This is a genomic window from Synechococcus sp. A15-44, from assembly GCF_014280115.1.
Taxonomy (GTDB): domain Bacteria; phylum Cyanobacteriota; class Cyanobacteriia; order PCC-6307; family Cyanobiaceae; genus Parasynechococcus.
The window spans coordinates 2,519,627-2,538,274 of sequence record NZ_CP047938.1 but is presented as its reverse complement, the minus strand read 5'-3'; the positions used below and the strand labels follow the sequence as shown (position 1 = coordinate 2,538,274).

The 18,648-nt window shown below is 62.1% G+C and carries 18 protein-coding genes; 7 read left to right on the top strand and 11 right to left on the bottom strand.

Annotated elements, in window-relative coordinates; genetic code table 11:
* From urtC to SynA1544_RS14130, 4 genes are all read left to right on the top strand, one after another.
* Complete coding sequence (gene urtC / locus SynA1544_RS14145; protein ID WP_186514302.1) at positions 1 to 1,128, top strand: urea ABC transporter permease subunit UrtC; 1,128 nt, start codon at positions 1 to 3, stop codon at positions 1,126 to 1,128.
* Positions 1,125 to 1,880, top strand: a complete 756-nt coding sequence (urtD, locus tag SynA1544_RS14140) for an urea ABC transporter ATP-binding protein UrtD (RefSeq protein ID WP_186514301.1) — start codon at positions 1,125 to 1,127, stop codon at positions 1,878 to 1,880. The genes urtC and urtD overlap by 4 nt, the downstream gene beginning before the upstream one ends.
* Positions 1,877 to 2,587 (top strand): urea ABC transporter ATP-binding subunit UrtE, encoded by a 711-nt coding sequence (gene urtE, locus SynA1544_RS14135; RefSeq protein WP_186514300.1) that lies wholly within the window; start codon positions 1,877 to 1,879, stop codon positions 2,585 to 2,587. The genes urtD and urtE overlap by 4 nt, the downstream gene beginning before the upstream one ends.
* A gap of 91 nt (positions 2,588 to 2,678) precedes the next feature.
* A complete protein-coding gene (locus SynA1544_RS14130; RefSeq protein ID WP_186512980.1) occupies positions 2,679 to 3,611 on the top strand; it encodes an IS481 family transposase in 933 nt (310 codons plus the stop codon).
* Between the two features lie 59 nt (positions 3,612 to 3,670).
* Here SynA1544_RS14130 and SynA1544_RS14125 read toward each other — a convergent pair whose 3' ends face one another.
* Positions 3,671 to 3,916: a DUF1830 domain-containing protein gene (locus tag SynA1544_RS14125; RefSeq protein ID WP_186514299.1), complete on the bottom strand. Its 246-nt coding sequence runs from the start codon at positions 3,914 to 3,916 to the stop codon at positions 3,671 to 3,673.
* Positions 3,917 to 4,241: 325 nt separating this feature from the next.
* Between SynA1544_RS14125 and SynA1544_RS14120 the strand changes: the two genes are divergently transcribed.
* Positions 4,242 to 4,373, top strand: coding sequence for a hypothetical protein (locus SynA1544_RS14120; protein ID WP_370594077.1), 132 nt, complete (start codon positions 4,242 to 4,244; stop codon positions 4,371 to 4,373).
* A 19-nt stretch (positions 4,374 to 4,392) separates the two neighbouring features.
* Here SynA1544_RS14120 and SynA1544_RS14115 read toward each other — a convergent pair whose 3' ends face one another.
* Positions 4,393 to 5,643: a glycosyl transferase gene (locus tag SynA1544_RS14115; RefSeq protein ID WP_186515603.1), complete on the bottom strand. Its 1,251-nt coding sequence runs from the start codon at positions 5,641 to 5,643 to the stop codon at positions 4,393 to 4,395.
* 69 nt (positions 5,644 to 5,712) lie between these two features.
* On the opposite strand from SynA1544_RS14115, the gene SynA1544_RS14110 reads away from it, so the two are divergent.
* The gene (locus SynA1544_RS14110; RefSeq protein WP_186514297.1) at positions 5,713 to 7,440 is read left to right on the top strand and encodes an alpha-amylase family glycosyl hydrolase; all 1,728 of its coding nucleotides are present in this window, start codon (positions 5,713 to 5,715) and stop codon (positions 7,438 to 7,440) included.
* Positions 7,437 to 8,228 (top strand): HAD-IIB family hydrolase, encoded by a 792-nt coding sequence (locus SynA1544_RS14105; protein WP_186514296.1) that lies wholly within the window; start codon positions 7,437 to 7,439, stop codon positions 8,226 to 8,228. Before SynA1544_RS14110 ends, SynA1544_RS14105 begins: the two co-directional genes overlap by 4 nt.
* A 19-nt stretch (positions 8,229 to 8,247) precedes the next feature.
* Here SynA1544_RS14105 and SynA1544_RS14100 read toward each other — a convergent pair whose 3' ends face one another.
* The 9 genes from SynA1544_RS14100 to gcvT form a co-directional block, all read right to left on the bottom strand.
* Positions 8,248 to 9,060, bottom strand: coding sequence for an aminotransferase class IV (locus tag SynA1544_RS14100; protein WP_186515602.1), 813 nt, complete (start codon positions 9,058 to 9,060; stop codon positions 8,248 to 8,250).
* An 11-nt stretch (positions 9,061 to 9,071) separates the two neighbouring features.
* The gene (locus SynA1544_RS14095; RefSeq protein WP_186514295.1) at positions 9,072 to 10,370 is read right to left on the bottom strand and encodes an anthranilate synthase component I family protein; all 1,299 of its coding nucleotides are present in this window, start codon (positions 10,368 to 10,370) and stop codon (positions 9,072 to 9,074) included.
* Positions 10,367 to 11,047: a 7-cyano-7-deazaguanine synthase QueC gene (gene queC / locus SynA1544_RS14090; RefSeq protein ID WP_186514294.1), complete on the bottom strand. Its 681-nt coding sequence runs from the start codon at positions 11,045 to 11,047 to the stop codon at positions 10,367 to 10,369. Before queC ends, SynA1544_RS14095 begins: the two co-directional genes overlap by 4 nt.
* Entirely contained in the window at positions 11,044 to 11,898 is an 855-nt protein-coding gene (locus tag SynA1544_RS14085) for an NAD(P)-dependent oxidoreductase (protein ID WP_186514293.1), read from the bottom strand. Before SynA1544_RS14085 ends, queC begins: the two co-directional genes overlap by 4 nt.
* Before the next feature lie 67 nt (positions 11,899 to 11,965).
* Positions 11,966 to 12,583, bottom strand: coding sequence for a 7-carboxy-7-deazaguanine synthase QueE (locus SynA1544_RS14080; RefSeq protein ID WP_186514292.1), 618 nt, complete (start codon positions 12,581 to 12,583; stop codon positions 11,966 to 11,968).
* A 9-nt stretch (positions 12,584 to 12,592) separates the two neighbouring features.
* Positions 12,593 to 14,242 carry a CTP synthase gene (locus SynA1544_RS14075; RefSeq protein WP_186514291.1) on the bottom strand — a complete coding sequence of 550 codons (1,650 nt, stop codon included), beginning with the start codon at positions 14,240 to 14,242 and terminating at the stop codon, positions 12,593 to 12,595.
* A 64-nt stretch (positions 14,243 to 14,306) separates the two neighbouring features.
* Positions 14,307 to 15,440: an RpoD/SigA family RNA polymerase sigma factor gene (locus tag SynA1544_RS14070; RefSeq protein ID WP_186514290.1), complete on the bottom strand. Its 1,134-nt coding sequence runs from the start codon at positions 15,438 to 15,440 to the stop codon at positions 14,307 to 14,309.
* Positions 15,441 to 15,542: 102 nt separating this feature from the next.
* Positions 15,543 to 17,372, bottom strand: coding sequence for an aspartate--tRNA ligase (aspS, locus tag SynA1544_RS14065; RefSeq protein ID WP_186514289.1), 1,830 nt, complete (start codon positions 17,370 to 17,372; stop codon positions 15,543 to 15,545).
* A 49-nt stretch (positions 17,373 to 17,421) separates the two neighbouring features.
* The gene (gene gcvT, locus SynA1544_RS14060; protein ID WP_186514288.1) at positions 17,422 to 18,525 is read right to left on the bottom strand and encodes a glycine cleavage system aminomethyltransferase GcvT; all 1,104 of its coding nucleotides are present in this window, start codon (positions 18,523 to 18,525) and stop codon (positions 17,422 to 17,424) included.
* Positions 18,526 to 18,648: the final 123 nt, after the last annotated feature.

Genomic DNA, 18,648 nt, shown 5'->3' with positions numbered 1-18,648 from the left:
ATGTTCCAAGCCTTTCAACAACGCCGTTGGCCCTTGATCATCCTTTGGGTGGTGATCGTCGCTGCCATCGTTGCCGCACCTGCTGTTCTGCCGGTGTTTCGGCTCAATCTGTTGGGTCGCTTCCTCTCTTTGGCAATCGTTGCCCTGGGCATCGATTTGATCTGGGGCTTCACCGGTCTGCTCAGCCTTGGCCAGGGCATCTTTTTTGCCCTCGGCGGCTATGTGGCAGCCATGTATTTGCAGCTGAACAGCTCGGCTGATCTGCCCAACGGCATTCCCGAGTTCTTCAGCCTCTACGGCGTGGATCGGTTGCCCGCTTTCTGGGAGCCGTTCCATTCCCCGCTGTTCACACTGGTGGCGATCTGGCTGGTTCCAGCCGTGCTGGCCGCCGTGCTCGGCAACCTGGTGTTCCGCAATCGGATCAAGGGGGTCTACTTCTCGATCCTCACCCAGGCGGCCCTGCTTGTTTTCTTCAATTTCTTCAACGGCCAGCAGAAGCTGATCAACGGCACCAACGGCCTTAAAACCGATGTCACCCAGCTGTTCGGTCAGATGGTGGGTTCCCCTGAGATGCAGCGGGGTTTCTTCTGGTTGACCTCTGTGGTGGTGATCCTGGCCTGGCTGTTTTTGCGCTGGGTGGTGCGGGGCCGGTTTGGAGACGTGTTGATCGCCATTCGCGATGACGAACCCAGGCTGCGCTTTGCCGGTTACAACCCAACGTTGTTCAAGACGATCGTCTTCGCCATCGCTGGTGGTTTGGCCGGAATCGGTGGTGCGCTGTACACCGTTCAGTCGGGCATCGTTTCGCCGCAGTACATGACTGTTCCCTTCTCGATTGAGATGGTGATCTGGGTTGCTGTGGGCGGTCGAGGCACGCTCGTGGGAGCCATTCTTGGCGCTGTGGCCATCAACTACGCCAAGAGTTTGGTCAGCGAAGCACTGCCCCAGAGTTGGCTGTTCATCCAAGGTGGCCTGTTCATCCTTGTGGTGACGGCCTTACCAGAAGGCGTCATTGGTTGGTTCCGAGGTGATGGACCTCGCAACTGGCTCAACCGATTCGGTATCTCCCGTCGGAGTGAGACCTATCCACGTCTCGATCTTGAAGGTCAGGAAGAGGTTCAGTCATGAGTACGGCTTTATTGGAGTTGCGCCAAATCACCGTCAGTTTTGATGGCTTTTTGGCGCTCCGCGATCTCAACCTCAGCCTTCAGCCTGGGGAGCTGCGCGCCGTGATCGGCCCGAATGGTGCCGGTAAAACCACGTTCCTTGATGTGATTACTGGCAAGACCGCTCCCACAGAAGGGGACGTGGTGTTCAAGGGACGCTCTCTGGTGGGAACGCGCGAGCACCGCATCGCGCGCCTTGGCATCGGCCGCAAGTTTCAGAGTCCTCGTGTGTTCGAGAAACTCACTGTTCAGGAGAACCTGGCTCTGGCGGTCAGCCAGCCGAAGCAGCCCTGGTCATTGCTGGTGGGGGGCCTGAATGGGGAGCAGCGAGACCGTGTTCATCACTTGATGCGCATCGTTAACCTGCAGAACCGTTCCGATTGGGCTGCTGGGTCCTTGTCCCATGGGCAGAAACAGTGGCTTGAGATCGCCATGCTGGTGGGTCAGGATCCCGACCTGTTGCTGGTGGATGAGCCGGTGGCTGGGCTCACGGATGAGGAGACCGATCTGACGGCGGATCTGCTCAAGTCGTTGGCGGGGGATCACACCGTGTTGGTGATTGAGCACGACATGGAATTCATTCGGCGGCTTGAAAGTCCGGTGACGGTGCTGCACCAGGGTCATGTCCTTTGTGAGGGCACGATGGATCAGGTGCAGAGCGATCTCCGGGTGATTGAGGTTTATCTCGGCACCACTGAGGAGGAGAACGGATGACAACGCTGCTGGAAATCCGTGGTTTGAACACCTATTGCGGCGAGAGCCACATTCTTCGCGATGTGGACCTCACCGTGAAGCAAGGGGAGATGGTTTGCCTGATTGGACGCAACGGTGTGGGTAAGACCACGCTGCTCAAGTCCCTGATTGGGCTGCTGCGGCCCCGCACGGGTGAGATCGTTTTCAACGGCGATGGACTCGATCGTCAGGCGCCCCATCAACGGGCCCAGGCTGGTGTGGGCTACGTGCCGCAGGGTCGCGAGATCATCCCCCAGCTCACGGTCGAAGAGAACCTGATGCTGGGCATGGAGGCGTTGCCGGGGGGGCTGGTCCGCAATCGTCGGATTGACCCCTTCGTCTACGAACTTTTCCCGATCCTGCAGGAGTTTCTGCCCCGCAAGGGTGGAGACCTCAGCGGGGGGCAGCAACAGCAGCTCGCGATCGCTCGGGCATTGCTCGGTAAGCCGAAGCTGTTGCTGCTCGATGAGCCCACCGAGGGCATCCAGCCCAACATCGTGCAGGACATCGAGGCAGCGGTGCGTCGGATCATCGCCGAGACCGGTATCGGTGTGTTGCTGGTGGAGCAGCATCTCCACTTCGTGCGTCAAGCCGACCGTTACTACGCCATGCAGAGGGGCGGAATTGTGGCCAGTGGTCCAACCAGTGACCTCAGTCAGGCGGTGGTGGATCAGTTCCTCAGCGTCTAAGTGTTCAGTCTCAGCAGGTTGGTCAGCTGACAAGAAGGTGTGAGGCCGTTACGGGTTGAGGTGCGACCCACCAACCCAGACCTCACGCCCCATGCATAGCCATCCCAATGCCCGGCTGACACAGAAGAGCCGGCTCAGGCTCGTCAATCAACACCTCCAAGACCGTCGTCCCCTGGCTGAACTGGCTGCAGAAGCAGGGATCAGCCTCCGCTGTGCCTACAAGTGGCTGGCCCGCTACCGCTCAGGCGGTGCACCTTCTCTGGCGGATCGACGCAGTGTTCGCCGCACCCAGCGGCGGACGTTCGATCCGCAGCAACTGCAGCACGCCGTGGAGCTCCGTCATCAACGGCTGCACCTGCGCCACATCGCGAGGCTTCTAGCAGCACCTTTCTCCACCGTGGCCAGGGTGCTCAACCGCCTGGGACTGGGGCGGCTGCGGAATCTCGAGCCCAAACCATCAGTCCAGCGCTACGAGCGGGAGCATCCCGGAGACCTGATCCATATCGACGTCAAAAAGCTCGCCCGCTTTCGAAAGGTCGGCCACCGCATCACCGGCAACCGCCAGCAGTGCCGCTCTACTGGCGTCGGCTACGACCGTGTCCACGTCGCCATTGATGACGCCACACGGCTTGCTTACGTCGAGGTGCTCGCCGACGAGCAGCAGGCAACGGCCATTGGCTTTATGAGCCGAGTTTTGGCTTGGTTCAACAGTCAGGGCGTCGAGTGCAGGCAGGTCATGTCTGACAACGGCCCCGCCTATGTCTCACGCAGCTTTGCCAAGGCCTGCAAAGCCCTTGGCCTCAAGCACATCCGCACCAGGCCCTACACCCCGAGGACCAACGGCAAAGCCGAACGGTTCATCCAGACCTTGTGCCGGGAATGGGCCTACGGGATGCCGTTCCAGAACTCAGAGGAACGCAATCAGTGGCTGCCTCGCTACCTGTCGATCTATAACCGTCTCAGGAAGCACACAGCACTCGGCGACCGATCACCTCAGCAGCGGCTCAACGAGCTGCTCCGCTGATCAACGTGGTGAGACACAACATCTAAGCCTCTGTCGTTCGAGAATTCTTTTGGGTCAGTTCAGCTGGCCCAGAGGGATTCTGTCGCAGGTTCTTCATTCATGGCGTAGTCGCTTACATCGGCACGAACATGCAGCATTTGCCCCGTCATCGACATTTTCCAGATTTCCAGGCGCGCATCTTTTGGCGCTTCGAACCAGAACACCTCCGTGGGCATCACGACCTTCTCCCGATAGAAGTGGTCTGTGCCGATGCATTTCACGATCACCATGCGGCTGGTGTCGTTTTGGTAAATACACTCAATCATGTTTAGCATCTGGAATGATGCCAATCTCTTGCTTTTCAGGCAAGGAAGATGTTGGATTGGTCACCGAATCGGCACGCCTTTAGATTTGATGCAGATGAGCTGATACAAAGCTGATCTTTTTTGTAGTCATCATCACACTTTTGACCCGGCTCCTCTTGGGCGTGCGTCGTTCAGGGTTTGAGTGGCCGCGCATAGGGGGTCTTTCGTTTCATTCGAAACAAATCTTTTTCGCCGCTGTTTGCATGATTAATTCGTCGATGTAGAGGATGACGCGATGGAAGAAACGATTGGTTTGAGTGTTACTCAGCAGTTTGAGGTTGAGCGGATGAATCGGGCGATTGAATCAACCCTCGATCCACAGCAATTGCAAGTGTTGGCCAAGCAATTGCTTCAGGCCTGGCATTCCCAGCGGGCTGCAACAGCTTGGGTGACGCGGCAGCGTGAGCAGTTGGGCTAAAGATCCCCTTCGCTTCGTTCTACGCAGCCAGCTCAGAGGCCAAGGGTTCAGGGTTGTGGTTCGGCCGTTTCAGTGAAGTCCGGTCCGCTTGTCCTGCTGCGGCCAGATCAGCCTGCAGGGCTGAATTGCAACTGCGCAGTCTCGACCAGCTGGGCAGTTGATGGGCGATGGGTGCCTGCATCTGTTTGGCCAGGCCGGGGCGCAGGAGGCCCGCAAAGTTCTGAACAGCCAGTTCTTCGCCATGGCGGTCGTAGGGCAGTCGGTTGATCGCCGAATCAAGGCCGAACTGCCGCACGCGATCTTCGCCCACCCTCCGGTACAGCACTTCCAATGTTGGCAGTTGATCCATCGACATCACACAGCCCTCGTGTTCCATCAGGCCGCGCAACACCGTGCCGAAAATTTCGCCCGCCATGCGCTGCAGGCCCTCGCTGGGTTGCTGGCCCAGCTCCTTGTGTTTGTGGTCGAACAACCCCAGGTCAACTTGGGCGATTCGGCTGGAGGCCACATGGCGATACACCTCAGACAGCAGGCCCACCTCCAGTCCCCAGTCCGATGGGATGCGCAGATTCATCGCCAGATCGGTGGTGAAGGCGAATTCACCCGCCAGGGGATAGCGGAAGGATTGCAGGTACGACAGGTAGGGCAGAGGCCCGAAAATCTGCTCCAGGCTGGCCAGCAATGGGCCAACAAACAGACGGGTGGCTCGGCCTTGAAGCGCCTGGGTTTCAAGGGAGAGGCGGCTGTAGAAGGCCTTGACGTAGGCAATGCCGTGGGATCGATCCAGCAGGGGACGCAGCATGCGCTCTGGATACGCCGATCCGAAGGTTCTGATGTCGGCATCGAACAGGCCAACCACTTCAGCGTCCTGGCATGCCACGCCGAGTCCCTGCCAGACGGCCCAGCCTTTGCCGGGTGGTCCGGTCACGTCGAGCCCCAGTTCGCCGACGGATTCGAGCAACTCGCGCACTGCAGGGCCATTGGTCCAGTGCACGCGAACGGGGAAGGGCATCCCCTCGAAAAATTGTTCGGCCGCTTTGACGTCTTCAGCGCTGTTGGCGGCCAAGGCCACCACCAGCTCGTTGAGCCCTTGCAGGCCTGAAAGTGTGTCGCGGATCAGCCCCAGGGCTGGGCGGCTGAATTCCTCCATCAGGCAGGGGATCAGCAGGGTGGTGGGTCGCTGACTCAGCTCCTGGTTGAAGGCAGCTGCATCGAGATTGCCCAAGCTGTAGTCATGAACAGTGCTGATCAGCCCCTGCTGAAAGTCCATGTGGTGTTCGATGCAACAACAGTGGTGAGAGTCCTGCCCCATACCTGAACGGTGTTGAGGAGGAAAGCGATGCAGCCCCCGCGCGAAGAAACGCTGCGGACCCTGCTTGGCGATCTGTACCCCCACGATTCTTCTGGGGATGGCAAGGACGTGCCGTCGCAATTGCTGCAGATCTTGAGCGATGCGTCAGGAGATGGCGATATGGCTGAGCACGCCCACCGCTGGGACGGTGGCGACGTGGTCTTGATCACCTACGCCGACACCATTGGTGATGAGGGTGTGCCTGGTCTTCAAGCGTTGAAGTTGTTTGTGAATCGCCATCTGCAGCCCTTCGCAGCGGTGATTCATGTGCTGCCGTTCCTGCAATCCACCAGTGACGGCGGTTTTGCGGTGGCCAGCCACACCACGCTCGAGCCGCGTTTCGGCGATTGGAGCGACCTTGCTGCTCTCGCCCAGGGCCGACGGCTGATGGCCGATCTCGTTCTCAATCACGTGTCGGCGTCTCACCCCTGGGTGCAGCAGTTCATGCGGGATGAGCAGCCCGGCTGCTCTTGTGTGCTGGAAGCCGCTCCCGATCCCTGCTGGGCGGATGTGGTTCGTCCGCGCAGCTCCAATCTGTTCACACAACTGAGGGGGGCCAAGGGAGCGCGACAGGTCTGGACCACCTTTGGGCCCGATCAGGTGGATCTCAACTGGCGCAGTGCGGAGGTGTTGTTGGGCTTTGCCCGTCTCATGCAGCGGATGGCTCGCCATGGGGTGCGTTGGATCCGTCTGGATGCCGTGGGTTTTGTCTGGAAGGAACCCCACACCTCCTGCATCCATCTGCCTCAGGCCCATCAACTGGTTCGGGTGCTGCGTCTGCTGCTCGATCAGGTGGGTCCCGATGGCGTTGTGGTCACGGAAACCAACGTGCCGGAGCAGGAAAACCTCTCCTATCTGAGAAGCGGTGATGAAGCGCATCTCGCTTACAACTTTCCCTTGCCGCCCTTGCTGTTGGAGGCCAGCGTCAGTGGTCGGGCCGACCTTCTTAATGCTTGGCTGAGTCGTTGGCCCGACTTGCCGCCGCAGACAGGCCTGCTCAATTTCACCGCTTGTCATGACGGCATCGGTTTAAGACCCCTGGAGGGCCTGATGCCTCAGAAGCGCTTGCTTCAACTGTTGATCGGCTGCGAACAACGGGGTGGACTGGTCAGCCACAGGATGCTGAGTTCCGGTGAGGAGGTGCCCTACGAGATCAACATCAGCTGGTGGAGTGCCATGGCGGATGGGGGGATTGATCCGGCCTACCTGCAACGGGAGCGTTTCCTGCTCACCCAGCTGTTGATCCTGGCCTTGCCCGGGGTTCCCGCCTTTTATCTGCCGGCGTTGCTGGCGGCTCCCAACGACCTCGCACGCTTTCGTCGAACGGGCCATCGACGGGATCTGAATCGGCCTCAGTTCACGGCCCAGGCCTTGGAGCGACGTCTGGCGGATCCCGACGCTGATGCATCGGCGTTGCTTCCTGTGTTGAGCAAGGCCCTGGCCGAACGGGCTGTTCATCCGGCCTTGCATCCGGATGCTCCGATGACGGTGCTGAGTCCGGATCGCAGTGATCGCGTCATCCTGCAGCGGAGCCGCGGGGGCGAAATGCTGGTGGCCGTTCACAACATGACGGCCTCGCGCCTGAGCTTGCGCCTTGCTGGCTTGGGGGGTGATCTGAATCAGCCCTGGGCCGATTGCCTGAGCGGTCGTGTGTTTGAACCACATCAGTCCTATTCGCTAGAGCCTTATGCGGTGCATTGGTTGGTTCAGCCATGACCGCGAGTGTCGAGCCGGCGTGGTGGGTGGTGACCGATCTCGACGGCACCTTGCTGGATCACAGCTACGACTGGTCGCCGGCCAAGGATCTGCTCCGCCAGTTGCAACAGCGCCGGATCCCGGTGATTCCCTGCACCAGCAAAACAGCCGAGGAAGTGCGTGGCTTTCGCGCAGAAGCGGGGCTTCACGATCCATACATCGTTGAAAACGGTGGCGCCGTGCATGGGGAAACCCCTGACGGGGAGCCCTGGGAGCTGCCGTTGGGCCCGGGTTGGACGGAGCTGAAACCCCAGTTGCAACGTCTTCAGAGTGAGCTGGGCGAGCCCCTTCTCCCGTTGGATGAACTCAGTGAGGCGGAAGGGCAGCGCTTGTTGGGGCTTGGCGGCGAAGCCTTACGCCAGGCGCAGCGGCGCTGCTGCAGCGTGCCCTTCGTTCCGCCTTCGGCGGAGGGACGCCGCCGGCTTGAGGTCCTGGTGCAGCGGATGGACCTCACGGTGGTGCAGGGCAACCGCATGGGGCATCTGCTGGGCCCAGACATCAGCAAAGGCAAGGCCTTGGCCACCTTGAAGCGTCATCTTGATGCTGAGCAGGTGAAGGTCTTGGCTTTGGGGGATTCCCCCAACGATCTGCCGTTGCTCGAGGTGGCCGACGTTGCTGTCGTTGTGCCCGGGCCCGATGGCCCCCATCCCGAGTTGCGCTCCGGGATCGCTTCCGGGCGTTTCCAACTGGCGGCAGCCCCCCATGCCAGCGGTTGGGACGAGGCTGTGCGCCGGATTCTTCGGATCTAGGCCATCGCTGGCCCCTGGCTCAATCGAGCAGGGATTGCCACAGCTCTGCTGCCGCAGTCGTTGTCGCCATGGGCTGACCGTCGTGGGAGCAGATCGGGCGACAGCTGAGGCTGTTGATCAGAACGGCCAGATCATCGGCATCGAACTCCGCCGTCAGCTCGGTTTCCTTCGCCAGGCCCTGGGCCAGTGCACGGCCCCGCATCACCCCTGGGAGGCAGCCGCTGCTGAGGGGCGGTGTCAGCCACTGTCCGCGACGCCGGACCAACAGATTGGCCGCCGTTGCGCAGCACAGGGCTCCAGCCGTGTTCAAGAGCAAAGCGTCGTCGGCCCCTTGCTCCTGGGCTTCCCTGCGGGCCTGGATCGATTGCCCGTAGGCCAAGGTCTTGCAACGGCTCAAGCGGCTGGAGGTGTTGCGGCGCTCATGGCGACTGGTGATGGTGGTGACGGCTGAAAACGTCGGTGTGCAGGACTGGAGCGTGAGCCAAAAGCGGTGATGGCCTGGGGCTGGCAGTCCGATTCCACGCTGGGGTGTGCTGCCACGGCTCCAGTTGAGGCGCAGGGCTCCATCGGCTTCGCTCAGCTGGCTGCGTTGAATCGCCTCTTGAATCAGTGTCTCCAGCGTGTCCCGCTGCGGTGGCGGGTCCATGCCCAGCAGGGCTGAACTGCTGTTCCATCGCTTCAGGTGCTCCTGCAGGAGTTGCGGCTGGCCGTTGCGGACCAGCACAGTCTCGAAGAGGCCATCGGCCAGGAGTAGTGCTCGATCATCGAGGGGAAGGTTCAGGGTTGCGGCCGTTCCCCACTGGCCGTCGATCCAGGCGATAGCGGTGCTCATGCCAGCTGTGGTCATGCCAGCGCCTCCAGCAAGGGCTGCAGTTTCCACATCAACTCCTCTGCTTCGCCAAGGGGATCCGAGTCGGCGACGATTCCGCAGCCGGCATGGGCCCGCAGGGTGTCGCCCTGGCGCAGCAGCGACCGGATCAAGATGTTGCTGTCGAAGCTGCCATCCCAGTCGATCCGCAGCAGTGATCCGCAGTAAGGCCCGCGGCTGGTGGGCTCGAGCTCATGCAGACGTTGGCAGGCCCGCAGTTTTGGTGCTCCACTGATCGATCCTCCAGGCCAGCTGGCTTCCAGAAGATCGACCCAGCTCAACCCGGCCTGCAGCTGCCCCTCCACCACCGAGGTGAGGTGATGCACGGAGGCATAACTTTCCAGCCCCACCAGTTGGGGAACCTGGATCGAACCCGGTTGGCAGGCACGACCGAGGTCGTTGCGCAGCAGGTCGACGATCATCACGTTCTCGGCCCGGTCTTTGTCGCTGCACACGAGTTCCGCGGCGAGGTTGGCATCTTCTTCGGGCTCGCCATGGCGCGGCCTGGTGCCTTTGATCGGCCGGGTTTGCACGGCTCCCTCGGCACTCACCTGTAGGAACCGTTCCGGTGACGATGACAGCAACGCCTCGTTCTGGTCGCTGATGATCAGCCCTGCAAAGGGGGCAGGACAGGCCTGCCTCAGGGTGAGAAACAGCGCGAGGGCACTGCCTCCCTGGGGCCAAGCTGTGCTGCAACAGGCCGTGAGATTGGCTTGGAAGAGATCACCTGCTGCAATCAGATCACGGATGCGCTGCACCCCCGCGGCGTACTGCTCGAGTGTGGTGTGGTGACTCCAGGCCGTCAGGGGGATTGATGGGGCCTCGTGATTGGGCTGCTCAGGGCTGGAGGCCAGCTGTTGGGTGAGGCGTTCCAGAGCAGCCGTGCTGCTGGCTTCGATCCACAGCCTGCGCTTTTGCAGATCAAAGCGAAGCACTGGATCGTGGCGGGCGATCCAAAGCGTGGCCATGCCGTCGCTGGCCCAGGGGTTTCCCGGTTCCACCCAGGCGGCGGCTTCATAGCTCAGCCAGCCGCACCAATGCCCTGGGGCAAGCCCCCGCAGTGCCTCGAAGGGATTGCCGGCTCCTGGCTCTCCAGGGAGGCCACGGCAGCAGATGATCTCCTGGGGTGCCACCGCCAGGGTGGCCCATCGGCCCAGCTTGCTGCCGTCGCCATCCAGCCAGGCCAGGCCTTCTTCGCCGTAGGCATGGGCCAGTTGGTTCGCGAGCGCTTGGGGCTCCTGCCAGGGCAGTTCAAGCCGTTGGGGGCGGATCATGCCGCTGTTGAACTGCAGAGGTCAGGCCGGCCTGCCTCGCGGAGCGCTGCATCACGGATGCGGCAGCTGTCGCAGACGCCGCAGGGGTGCGTGCCGCCGCTGTAGCAACTCCAGGTTGTTTCGATCGGAACATCCAGGCGAAGAGCTTCCTCAACGATGCGCACCTTGCTCCACTGCACAAGCGGTGCCCAGAGTTGGGCGCCATGGCCCTCCCGACCGGCTTTGCTGGCCAGGTCGGCCAGGGTCTGAAAGGCGTTGAGGTAGTCGGGCCGGCAGTCGGGATACCCCGAGTAATCGACAGCATTCACCCCCAGCACCAACCTCTCGGCTCCGCGGGCCTCCGCCAGGCTGAGGCCAATGGAGATGAACACGGTGTTGCGCCCGGGCACATAGGTGGGCGGAATGCGGCCTTCCTCCACGCCATCGGTGGGGATTGAGATGCTGGCGTCGGTGAGGGCTGAGCCCCCCCAGCTGGCCAGATTCACGCTGATGCAGTGATGCTCTGCCAAGCCAAGCTGCTCAGCAACGGAAGCGGCGGCGTCCAATTCGCGGCGATGGCGCTGGCCGTAGTCAAAGGACAGGCCGATGACGCGGTCGCCCTGCTCAAGGGCAAGGGCCGCAGCAGTGGCGGAATCCAAACCTCCGGAGAGAAGCGCGATGGCAGTGCGTTGACTCATCTCAGAACCGTGAGTTCGTGCAGGGCGCAGTAGTCCTGCTCATCCAGCTCGGTGCCCTTGGCTTGTTCAAGCAGGGACAGCAAACCGCTCAACCCCTGATCCTGGAGCCCAGTCGTTGTCGCCTCCTCTAGGAACAGGTGTAGGTCTTTGCGCAGCAGGGCGGTGCTGAAGTTGGGATCGGCGTAGCTGTGATCCAGCATCCGTTGCAGCTTCTTGTCGAAGGTGGGGGCGTAGAGCGCTGACGGCCGCAGGATGGCCATGAACGTTTCCACAGGAACGCCGGCCCGCTGAATCAGTTGCAGGGAGAGGGAGAAGCTGTGGGTGAGGCTGGCGATCAACTGATTGAGGGCCAGCTTGGTGGCAGCGCCGCTGCCAACGGGGCCCACGAGCTGGGGCTCCTGGCAGAGATGAGAGAGGAGTGGCCGTTGTTCTTCGAAGACATTCTCTTCGCCGCCGGCCATCACCAGCAGCGATCCGTTCAGTGCCTGTGGTTTGCTGCCGAGCACCGGGGCTTCCAGATACTGCCCTCCCTGGTCCGCAACCTGTGTGGCGAGCTTGCGACTTTCCTCAACTCCCATGGTCCCCATCGGGATCACCGTTGAGCTCTGCAGATCCCCAATCGTGCCGATCACGGATGCCGTTGCTGCCCCGTCACGCAAGACGGTGATCAAAATGCTGTTGTTTTTCGCGGCTTGCCCCAGATCGTCGATCGCTGTTGCACCCTTCTCCACAAGCGAGACGATGCGGGAGGGGTCGCGGTTCCAGATGTGGACGTGGAGACCCTGCTCCAGCAATCGCGTTGCGATCGCCGTTCCGAGGAGGCCTGTGCCCAGAACGGCCACTGAGGTCATGGCTCAGGCGATCAAATTCTGTTCAATCTCAACGTAGTGGAGCAGACCCTGCCCTCAACGGCATTGTTCAGCGGATTCCAAGCCATTTGTGGCTTTGCAGGCTGAGGCGCCATTGGGCGTGTTGACGCACATGCTCCACTGCCAGGGCTTCTCCGATGCTGCTCTCCCAGCCCGGCTGAAGCAGTCGTTCGGTGTCGTTCTCGCACTGGGACGCCATTGCTGCAGCGAAGCTGATGTCTTCCGGGCCATGCACCACAACTTTCAGCTCATGGCAGGCCTGCAAAAGCTCTTGCCGTGGGGGGCGGTGGCGTTTTGGCGAGAGGGTGATCCAGTCGAAGCGTCCGCTCAGCGGATCCACCCCGCTGGTTTCCAGATGCAGGGGGAGACCGCATCGCGCATCGAGGCTCTGGGTGAGGGGCTGCAGATCGTGGTGCAACGGTTCCCCACCGGTGATCACAACGAAGCTGGCCCCTGACTCAGCAGCACTCTGTGCCGCTTCAGCCAAGGCATCGATGGGTTGCTCAGGGTGTGCCTGACTGGGCCACGAGTGTTTTGTGTCGCACCAGGGGCAGCCCACGCTGCAGCCGGCGAGCCGAATGAAAAATGCACTGCGTCCGGCATGGTGGCCTTCTCCCTGCAGGGAATGGAACGTTTCCACCACGGGAAGACGCTGGGAGTCAGCCATTGATGCGGGTCATGGAATCGCAATGTCCCCTTGTTGACGCAGGGCCTGAGCCGGTGAATCGGGAAGGCGTTGTTGGGCCGCTTCGATCAATCCCCGGAACAACGGATGGGGTTGTCCAGGCCGGGAGAGGAATTCGGGGTGGTACTGGCAGGCCGTGAAGAACGGATGCCCTTTCAGTTCGATCAACTCCACCAGGCGTCCATCCGGGGACGTGCCGCTCACCACATATCCGGATTCCAGGAAAAGATTGCGATAGGAGTTGTTGAATTCGTAGCGGTGGCGGTGGCGTTCATAGACCACCTCGTCCCCGTAAAGCCTCTGGGCGAGGGTTCCCGGCGCAATTCTGCAGGGGTAGACCCCCAGGCGCATCGTGCCGCCGAGGTCGACCACGTCCTGCTGTTCCGGCAGCAGGTGAATCACGGGATGGGGCGTGTTTTCGTTTAATTCAGCACTGGTGGCCTCGGTGAGGCCGGCCTGGTTGCGAGCCCACTCGATCACTGCGGTTTGCATCCCAAGACAGAGCCCAAGGAAGGGCACCCGTTGTTCCCGGGCCCAGCGAATCGCTGCAATCTTTCCATCGACGCCACGGTTGCCGAAGCCACCGGGCACGACGACGGCGTCCATTCCGCGCAGGAGTGCATCGGCGCCGTCGGCTTCAATCTGTTCAGCGCAGACCCAGTGCAGGTCGAGGGAGGCATCCTGAGCAATGCAGGCGTGCTGCAGCGCTTCGACGACGGAGAGATAGGCGTCGTTCAGCTGCACGTACTTGCCCACCAGGGCAACCTTCACCGATGGGCCGGGATTGCGCAGCTTGTTGACCAGTTGTTCCCATGCCGCCATGTCGCTGTCATGGTCGGTCAGGTTCAGCACGTCCAGCACTTCACGGCACAGACCCTCCTGCTCAAGGATCAGCGGCACGGCATAGATGCTGTCGGCATCCAGAGAGGGAATCACGGCGCGGGTGGGCACCCCGCAGAAGCCGCCGATTTTCCGCTTGAGATCGTCGCTGATGTCGCGATCACTGCGGCAAACGAGCACATCAGGCTGGATGCCGATCGAACGCAGTTCCTTGACCGAGTGCTGTGTGGGCTTGGTTTTGAGTTCGCCGGAGGTACCGATGAAGGGCAGCAGGGTGACGTGGATGTAGGCCAGGTCGTTGCGACCCACGTCCTCCCGGAATTCACGGATGGCTTCGAGGAAGGGCAGTGATTCGATATCACCCACGGTGCCGCCGATTTCCGTGATCACCACATCGGCATTGCTGTTGGAGGCAACCCGGTGGATGCGCTCGCGGATCTCGCCGGTGATGTGGGGAATCACCTGAACGGTGCCGCCGTTGTAGTCGCCGCGGCGCTCCTTGTTGATCACCGATTGGTAGATCGAGCCGGTGGTCACGCTGTTCAGGCGTGACATCGCCGTGTCGGTGAAGCGCTCGTAATGGCCCAGGTCGAGATCGGTTTCGGCGCCGTCGTCGGTGACGAAGACCTCACCATGCTGGAACGGGCTCATCGTCCCGGGATCCACATTCAGGTAGGGATCCAGCTTGAGAATCGAAACGTTGTAGCCCCGCGACTTCAGCAACCGGCCGAGGCTCGCCGCCACGATTCCCTTGCCAATGCTGGACACCACACCACCGGTGATGAAGACGAATTTGGCCATGACCTGCCGGGCGACTCTTCAAATTAGCTGGCGTCGGTCATGGGCTCCTGGGGGAACCAGTGTTTTAGGAATCCAGGCCCTGGATGTAATCCCGGACTTTGCTGCGTCGTTGGGGTTGCCGCAGTTTGAGCAGGGCGCGGGTTTCGATCTGACGAACGCGCTCCCTTGAGAGTTTCAGCTCTTCCCCGATCTGGGCCAGGGTCTGGGGCGTGTCGTCCTCCAATCCGAAGCGCCGGCGCAGGACAGCGGCCTCCCGACTGGTGAGTTCATCCAGGAGATCCTCCAGATCGTTGTGGAGTTCGTCGTGGGTGAGGGTCTGCTCCGGGGTGGCATGGCCGTCCTCGATCAGATCTCCGAGCTGGGTGTCCTGTTCGCGGCCGACACGGGTGTCCAGAGACACTGAGCGGGGCACCCGTGCCAGGGTCTGGCGCACGGTGTCTTCACTGATGCCCAGCTCGCGCGCCAGATCCGCGATCGAGGCAATGCGTCCTTCGTTGCTTGCAATCTCCTGCTGGACCCTTTTGATCCGGTTCAGTTTTTCGGTGACGTGAACGGGCAACCGGATCGTGCGGCTCTGGGTGGCGATGGCCCGGGTGATGCCCTGGCGGATCCACCAGTAGGCGTAGGTGCTGAAGCGGAAACCGCGTGTGGGATCGAACTTTTCCACGGCCCGCTCCAGCCCGAGCGTTCCCTCCTGGACCAGGTCCAGGATTTCCATGCCCCGCTGCTGGTACTTCTTGGCCACCGCCACCACCAGGCGCAGGTTGGCCTGAATCATGTGGTCTTTGGCTCGCCGCCCGTTGCGGAGGGCCAGCTTCAGATCTTTGGCCTCAAGCTGGGCCTGCTCAGCCCAGGCCTGATAGCCCAGGTCAATCCGCTGCTGCAACTCGGGCAAGGGCAGTCCTGCCGCGCGTGCCCATTCCTGCTTGGTTGGCCAGTGGCTGTGCTGGTTGGCTTCCCGGCGTTGCAGTTCTTCGAGATGGTGCAGTTCACCGATGGCGGCATCGCTCTCAGCCAGCTCCCGTTGCTGGAGCAGCAGTGCTTCGCGGCGCTGCACCAGACGTGCCAAGGTGACCTCCTCCTCATTGGTGAGCAGGTCGACCCGGCCGATGTCCTGGAGATAAAGCCGCAGCAGATCCGTTGTGCCGCTGCTGCGGCGTTCACGGGTCCCCCCGGTCCGTCGGGGCTTGCTGGGCAAAAGCTGGCCTTGTGAAGTCCAACTTCAGGGTTCCTCGCCGTTGGCCGCGGTGCGACAAATGCGCTGATTCCCTTCGGGATCTGCTCAGCCCAGTGGCTGCGGTCAGTCCTCCTGGTCGGGCTCAACCCAGGTGCTGGCCACGTGCAGTTCCTCCAGCTGCTTGTCGGCCACGCCCCCTGGAGCACTGGTCATCAGGCAGCGGGCCTGCTGGGTTTTGGGGAAGGCGATGGTGTCGCGGATCGACTCTTCGCCGGCCAGCAGCATCACCATCCGGTCCACACCGAAGGCCAGGCCGCCGTGGGGCGGTGCGCCCACATCGAGAGCGTCCATCAGGAAGCCGAACTGCTCCTGGGCCTCCTCGAGGGGCAATCCAACCGTCTGCAACACCTGGCGCTGCAGGGCGGAGTCATGGATGCGCAGGGAGCCGCCGCCGAGCTCAAGGCCATTGAGCACAAGGTCGTAGGCCTGGGCCCGGGCTCCGGGCAGGGTTTCGGCCCACTTCGATGCATCGCTGCCGAGATCCTCCGCATTGGGGGCGCAGAAGGGGTGGTGCAGAGCCTCGTAACGGTTCTCGTCGCTGTTGAACTCGAACATCGGGAAGTCCACCACCCAGAGGAAGTTCCACTGGTCGTTGTCCCGGTCGGCCTTCACCATGCCCAGCTCCTTGGCCAGGTACTGGCGCACCCGGTCGAGGGCCTTGTTCACCGTGGCGGTGTCGCCGGCACCGAACAGCAGCAGGGTGCCGGGTTCCGCACCGGTGCGGCTGAGCAGCTCCTGCTTCTGCTCATTGCTGAGGTTGTCCTTGATGGCGCCGATCGTGTCGATCTCACCGCCGTCGCGCACCCGGATGAAGGCCAGGCCACCGGCACCAGCTTTCTGTGCCTCACTGAACACATCGCCGCCGGGCTTGATCCGCACGTTGCTCACCGCATCGTTGCCGCCGGGCACCGCGATGCACTTCACAGCGCCGCCGGACTTCACGGCGCCACTGAACACCTTGAAGCCCATGTCTTTGACGATGTCGCTCACGTTGGTGAGCTCCATGCCGTAGCGGGTGTCGGGCCGGTCGGTGCCGTAGCGCTCCATGGCGTCATGCCAGGTCATGCGTGGGAAGGGCCGCGGCAGTTCGACGCCCTTCACGGCCTTCCAGATGGCGCAGATCAGTGATTCATTCAACTCAAGGATCTGCTCCTGATCCATGAAGCTCATCTCGATGTCCAGCTGGGTGAATTCCGGCTGGCGATCGGCCCGCAGGTCTTCGTCGCGGAAACAGCGGGCCACCTGGTAGTAGCGCTCGATGCCGCCCACCATCAGCAGCTGCTTGAACAACTGGGGGGACTGGGGCAGGGCGAACCATTCGCCGCCGCACACCCGGCTGGGCAGCACATAGTCGCGGGCGCCTTCCGGCGTGGAGCGGGTCAGCACCGGGGTCTCCACCTCGATGAAGCCTGCGTCTTCCAGGAAGCGACGGGCGGCCTGGATGGTCTGGGCCCGCAGCCGCAGGTTGTCGTTCATGCGCTTGCGGCGCAGATCCAGATAGCGGTGGCGCAGCCGCAGTTCTTCGCGTGTGTTCTCCTCGTCGTGCACCGACACGGGGAAGGGCAGGTTGCCTTTCACGCTGTTCAGCACGGTGATGCCGCTGGCGAGCACTTCCACGGCTCCCGTCGCCAGCTTGTCGTTCAGGGAGTCGCCGGGCCGGGCCCGCACTTTCCCCTCAACCTGCAGCACGGTTTCGCTGCGCAGATGCTCGGCGACGGCGAAGGCGTCGGCACCCAGATCGGGGTCAACCGTGATCTGCACCGTGCCGCTGCGGTCCCGCAGGTCGATGAAAATCACCCCGCCGTGATCACGGCGTCGATCCACCCAGCCGCACAGTTGCACCTGCTGATCAATGTTCTGTTCGCGCAGGTCGCCGCAACCGTTGCTGCGCATGGGATGTCTCAACTGGAGAAGAGCGAGTTTCCCACAGCAGCGGTGAGCTTCAGGCGCGTTTGTAGAAGGGCTTGCGAACGACCGTTGCCGGCTGGGCCTTGCCGCGGATCTCAACGCTCAGTTCGGTGCCGAGCTTGGCGAGGGACGGCGGCACGTAGGCCAGGGCGATCGCTTCTTCCAAGGTGGGTGACCAGGTGCCGCTGGTGACAATGCCCACCGTCTCTCCGTTGTGCACAACGGGGTAGTCGTGGCGGGCGATGGCACGACCCTGCAGCTTGAGCCCCACCAGGCGTTTGGCCGGGCCTGATTCCGCCGCCTGCTCCAGCGCCTGTCGGCCCACAAAATCCACGGGCATTTCCAGGTGCACGAGCCAACCCAACCCGGCCTCAAAGGGGTTGGTTGTGTCGTTCATGTCCTGGCCGTAAAGGTGCATGGCGGCCTCCAGCCGCAACGTGTCCCGTGCCCCCAGGCCGCAGGGGGTGACACCGCGATCGAGCAAAAGCTGCCAGAGCTTCTTGCCGTCGTCGGCGTTGAGCAGCAGCTCGACACCGTCTTCGCCGGTGTAGCCCGTGCGAGCACTGAACACCGGTTGGCTCAGGCCCTTGAGGTTGAGCATCCGGTGGCCGAAGCGGGGCAAGCCGCTGAGGTCTTCGCCGCTCAGCTCCTGCAGCAAACCCATGGCCTCAGGGCCCTGCAGAGCGAGCAGCACGCCGTCCTTTTTGATGTCGGTCACCGTCAGGCCAGCGGGCTCCATCTGTTCACGGATCCAGGCGGTGTCGCTGTCGGCGCAGGCGGCATTGATCACCAGCACCAGCGCACCCCGTTCGGCATCAATGGCACCGCAGTCGTAAACGATGAGGTCGTCGCGAATGCCGCCGCGCTCGTTCAGCAGAACCGAGTAGCAGGCTTCGCCGGGACCGATGCGGTGCAGGTCGCTGGGGATCAGCTTTTGCAGCGCATCCTTGGGATTGGCACCTTCGAGGCGCAGCACTCCCATGTGGGAAATATCGAACATGCCGACCCGTTCGCGAACGGCCTTGTGCTCCTGGATCAGGCCGCTGAACTGAACCGGCATCTCCCAGCCTGCAAACGGCACCATGCGGCCCCCGGCGCTGCGGCAGGACTCGAACAGGGGAGTGCGCTGCAGGGACATGGGGGCGGCCGATGAGAAGCGCATTCTTATGGAGGGCTTCACGATCCGGAAGGGAACCCGGAAATTTGCCCCTGTCCATGGTCCGTTTCGCAGACCGTCACTAGCTTGAGCGCGTTTCCGGAG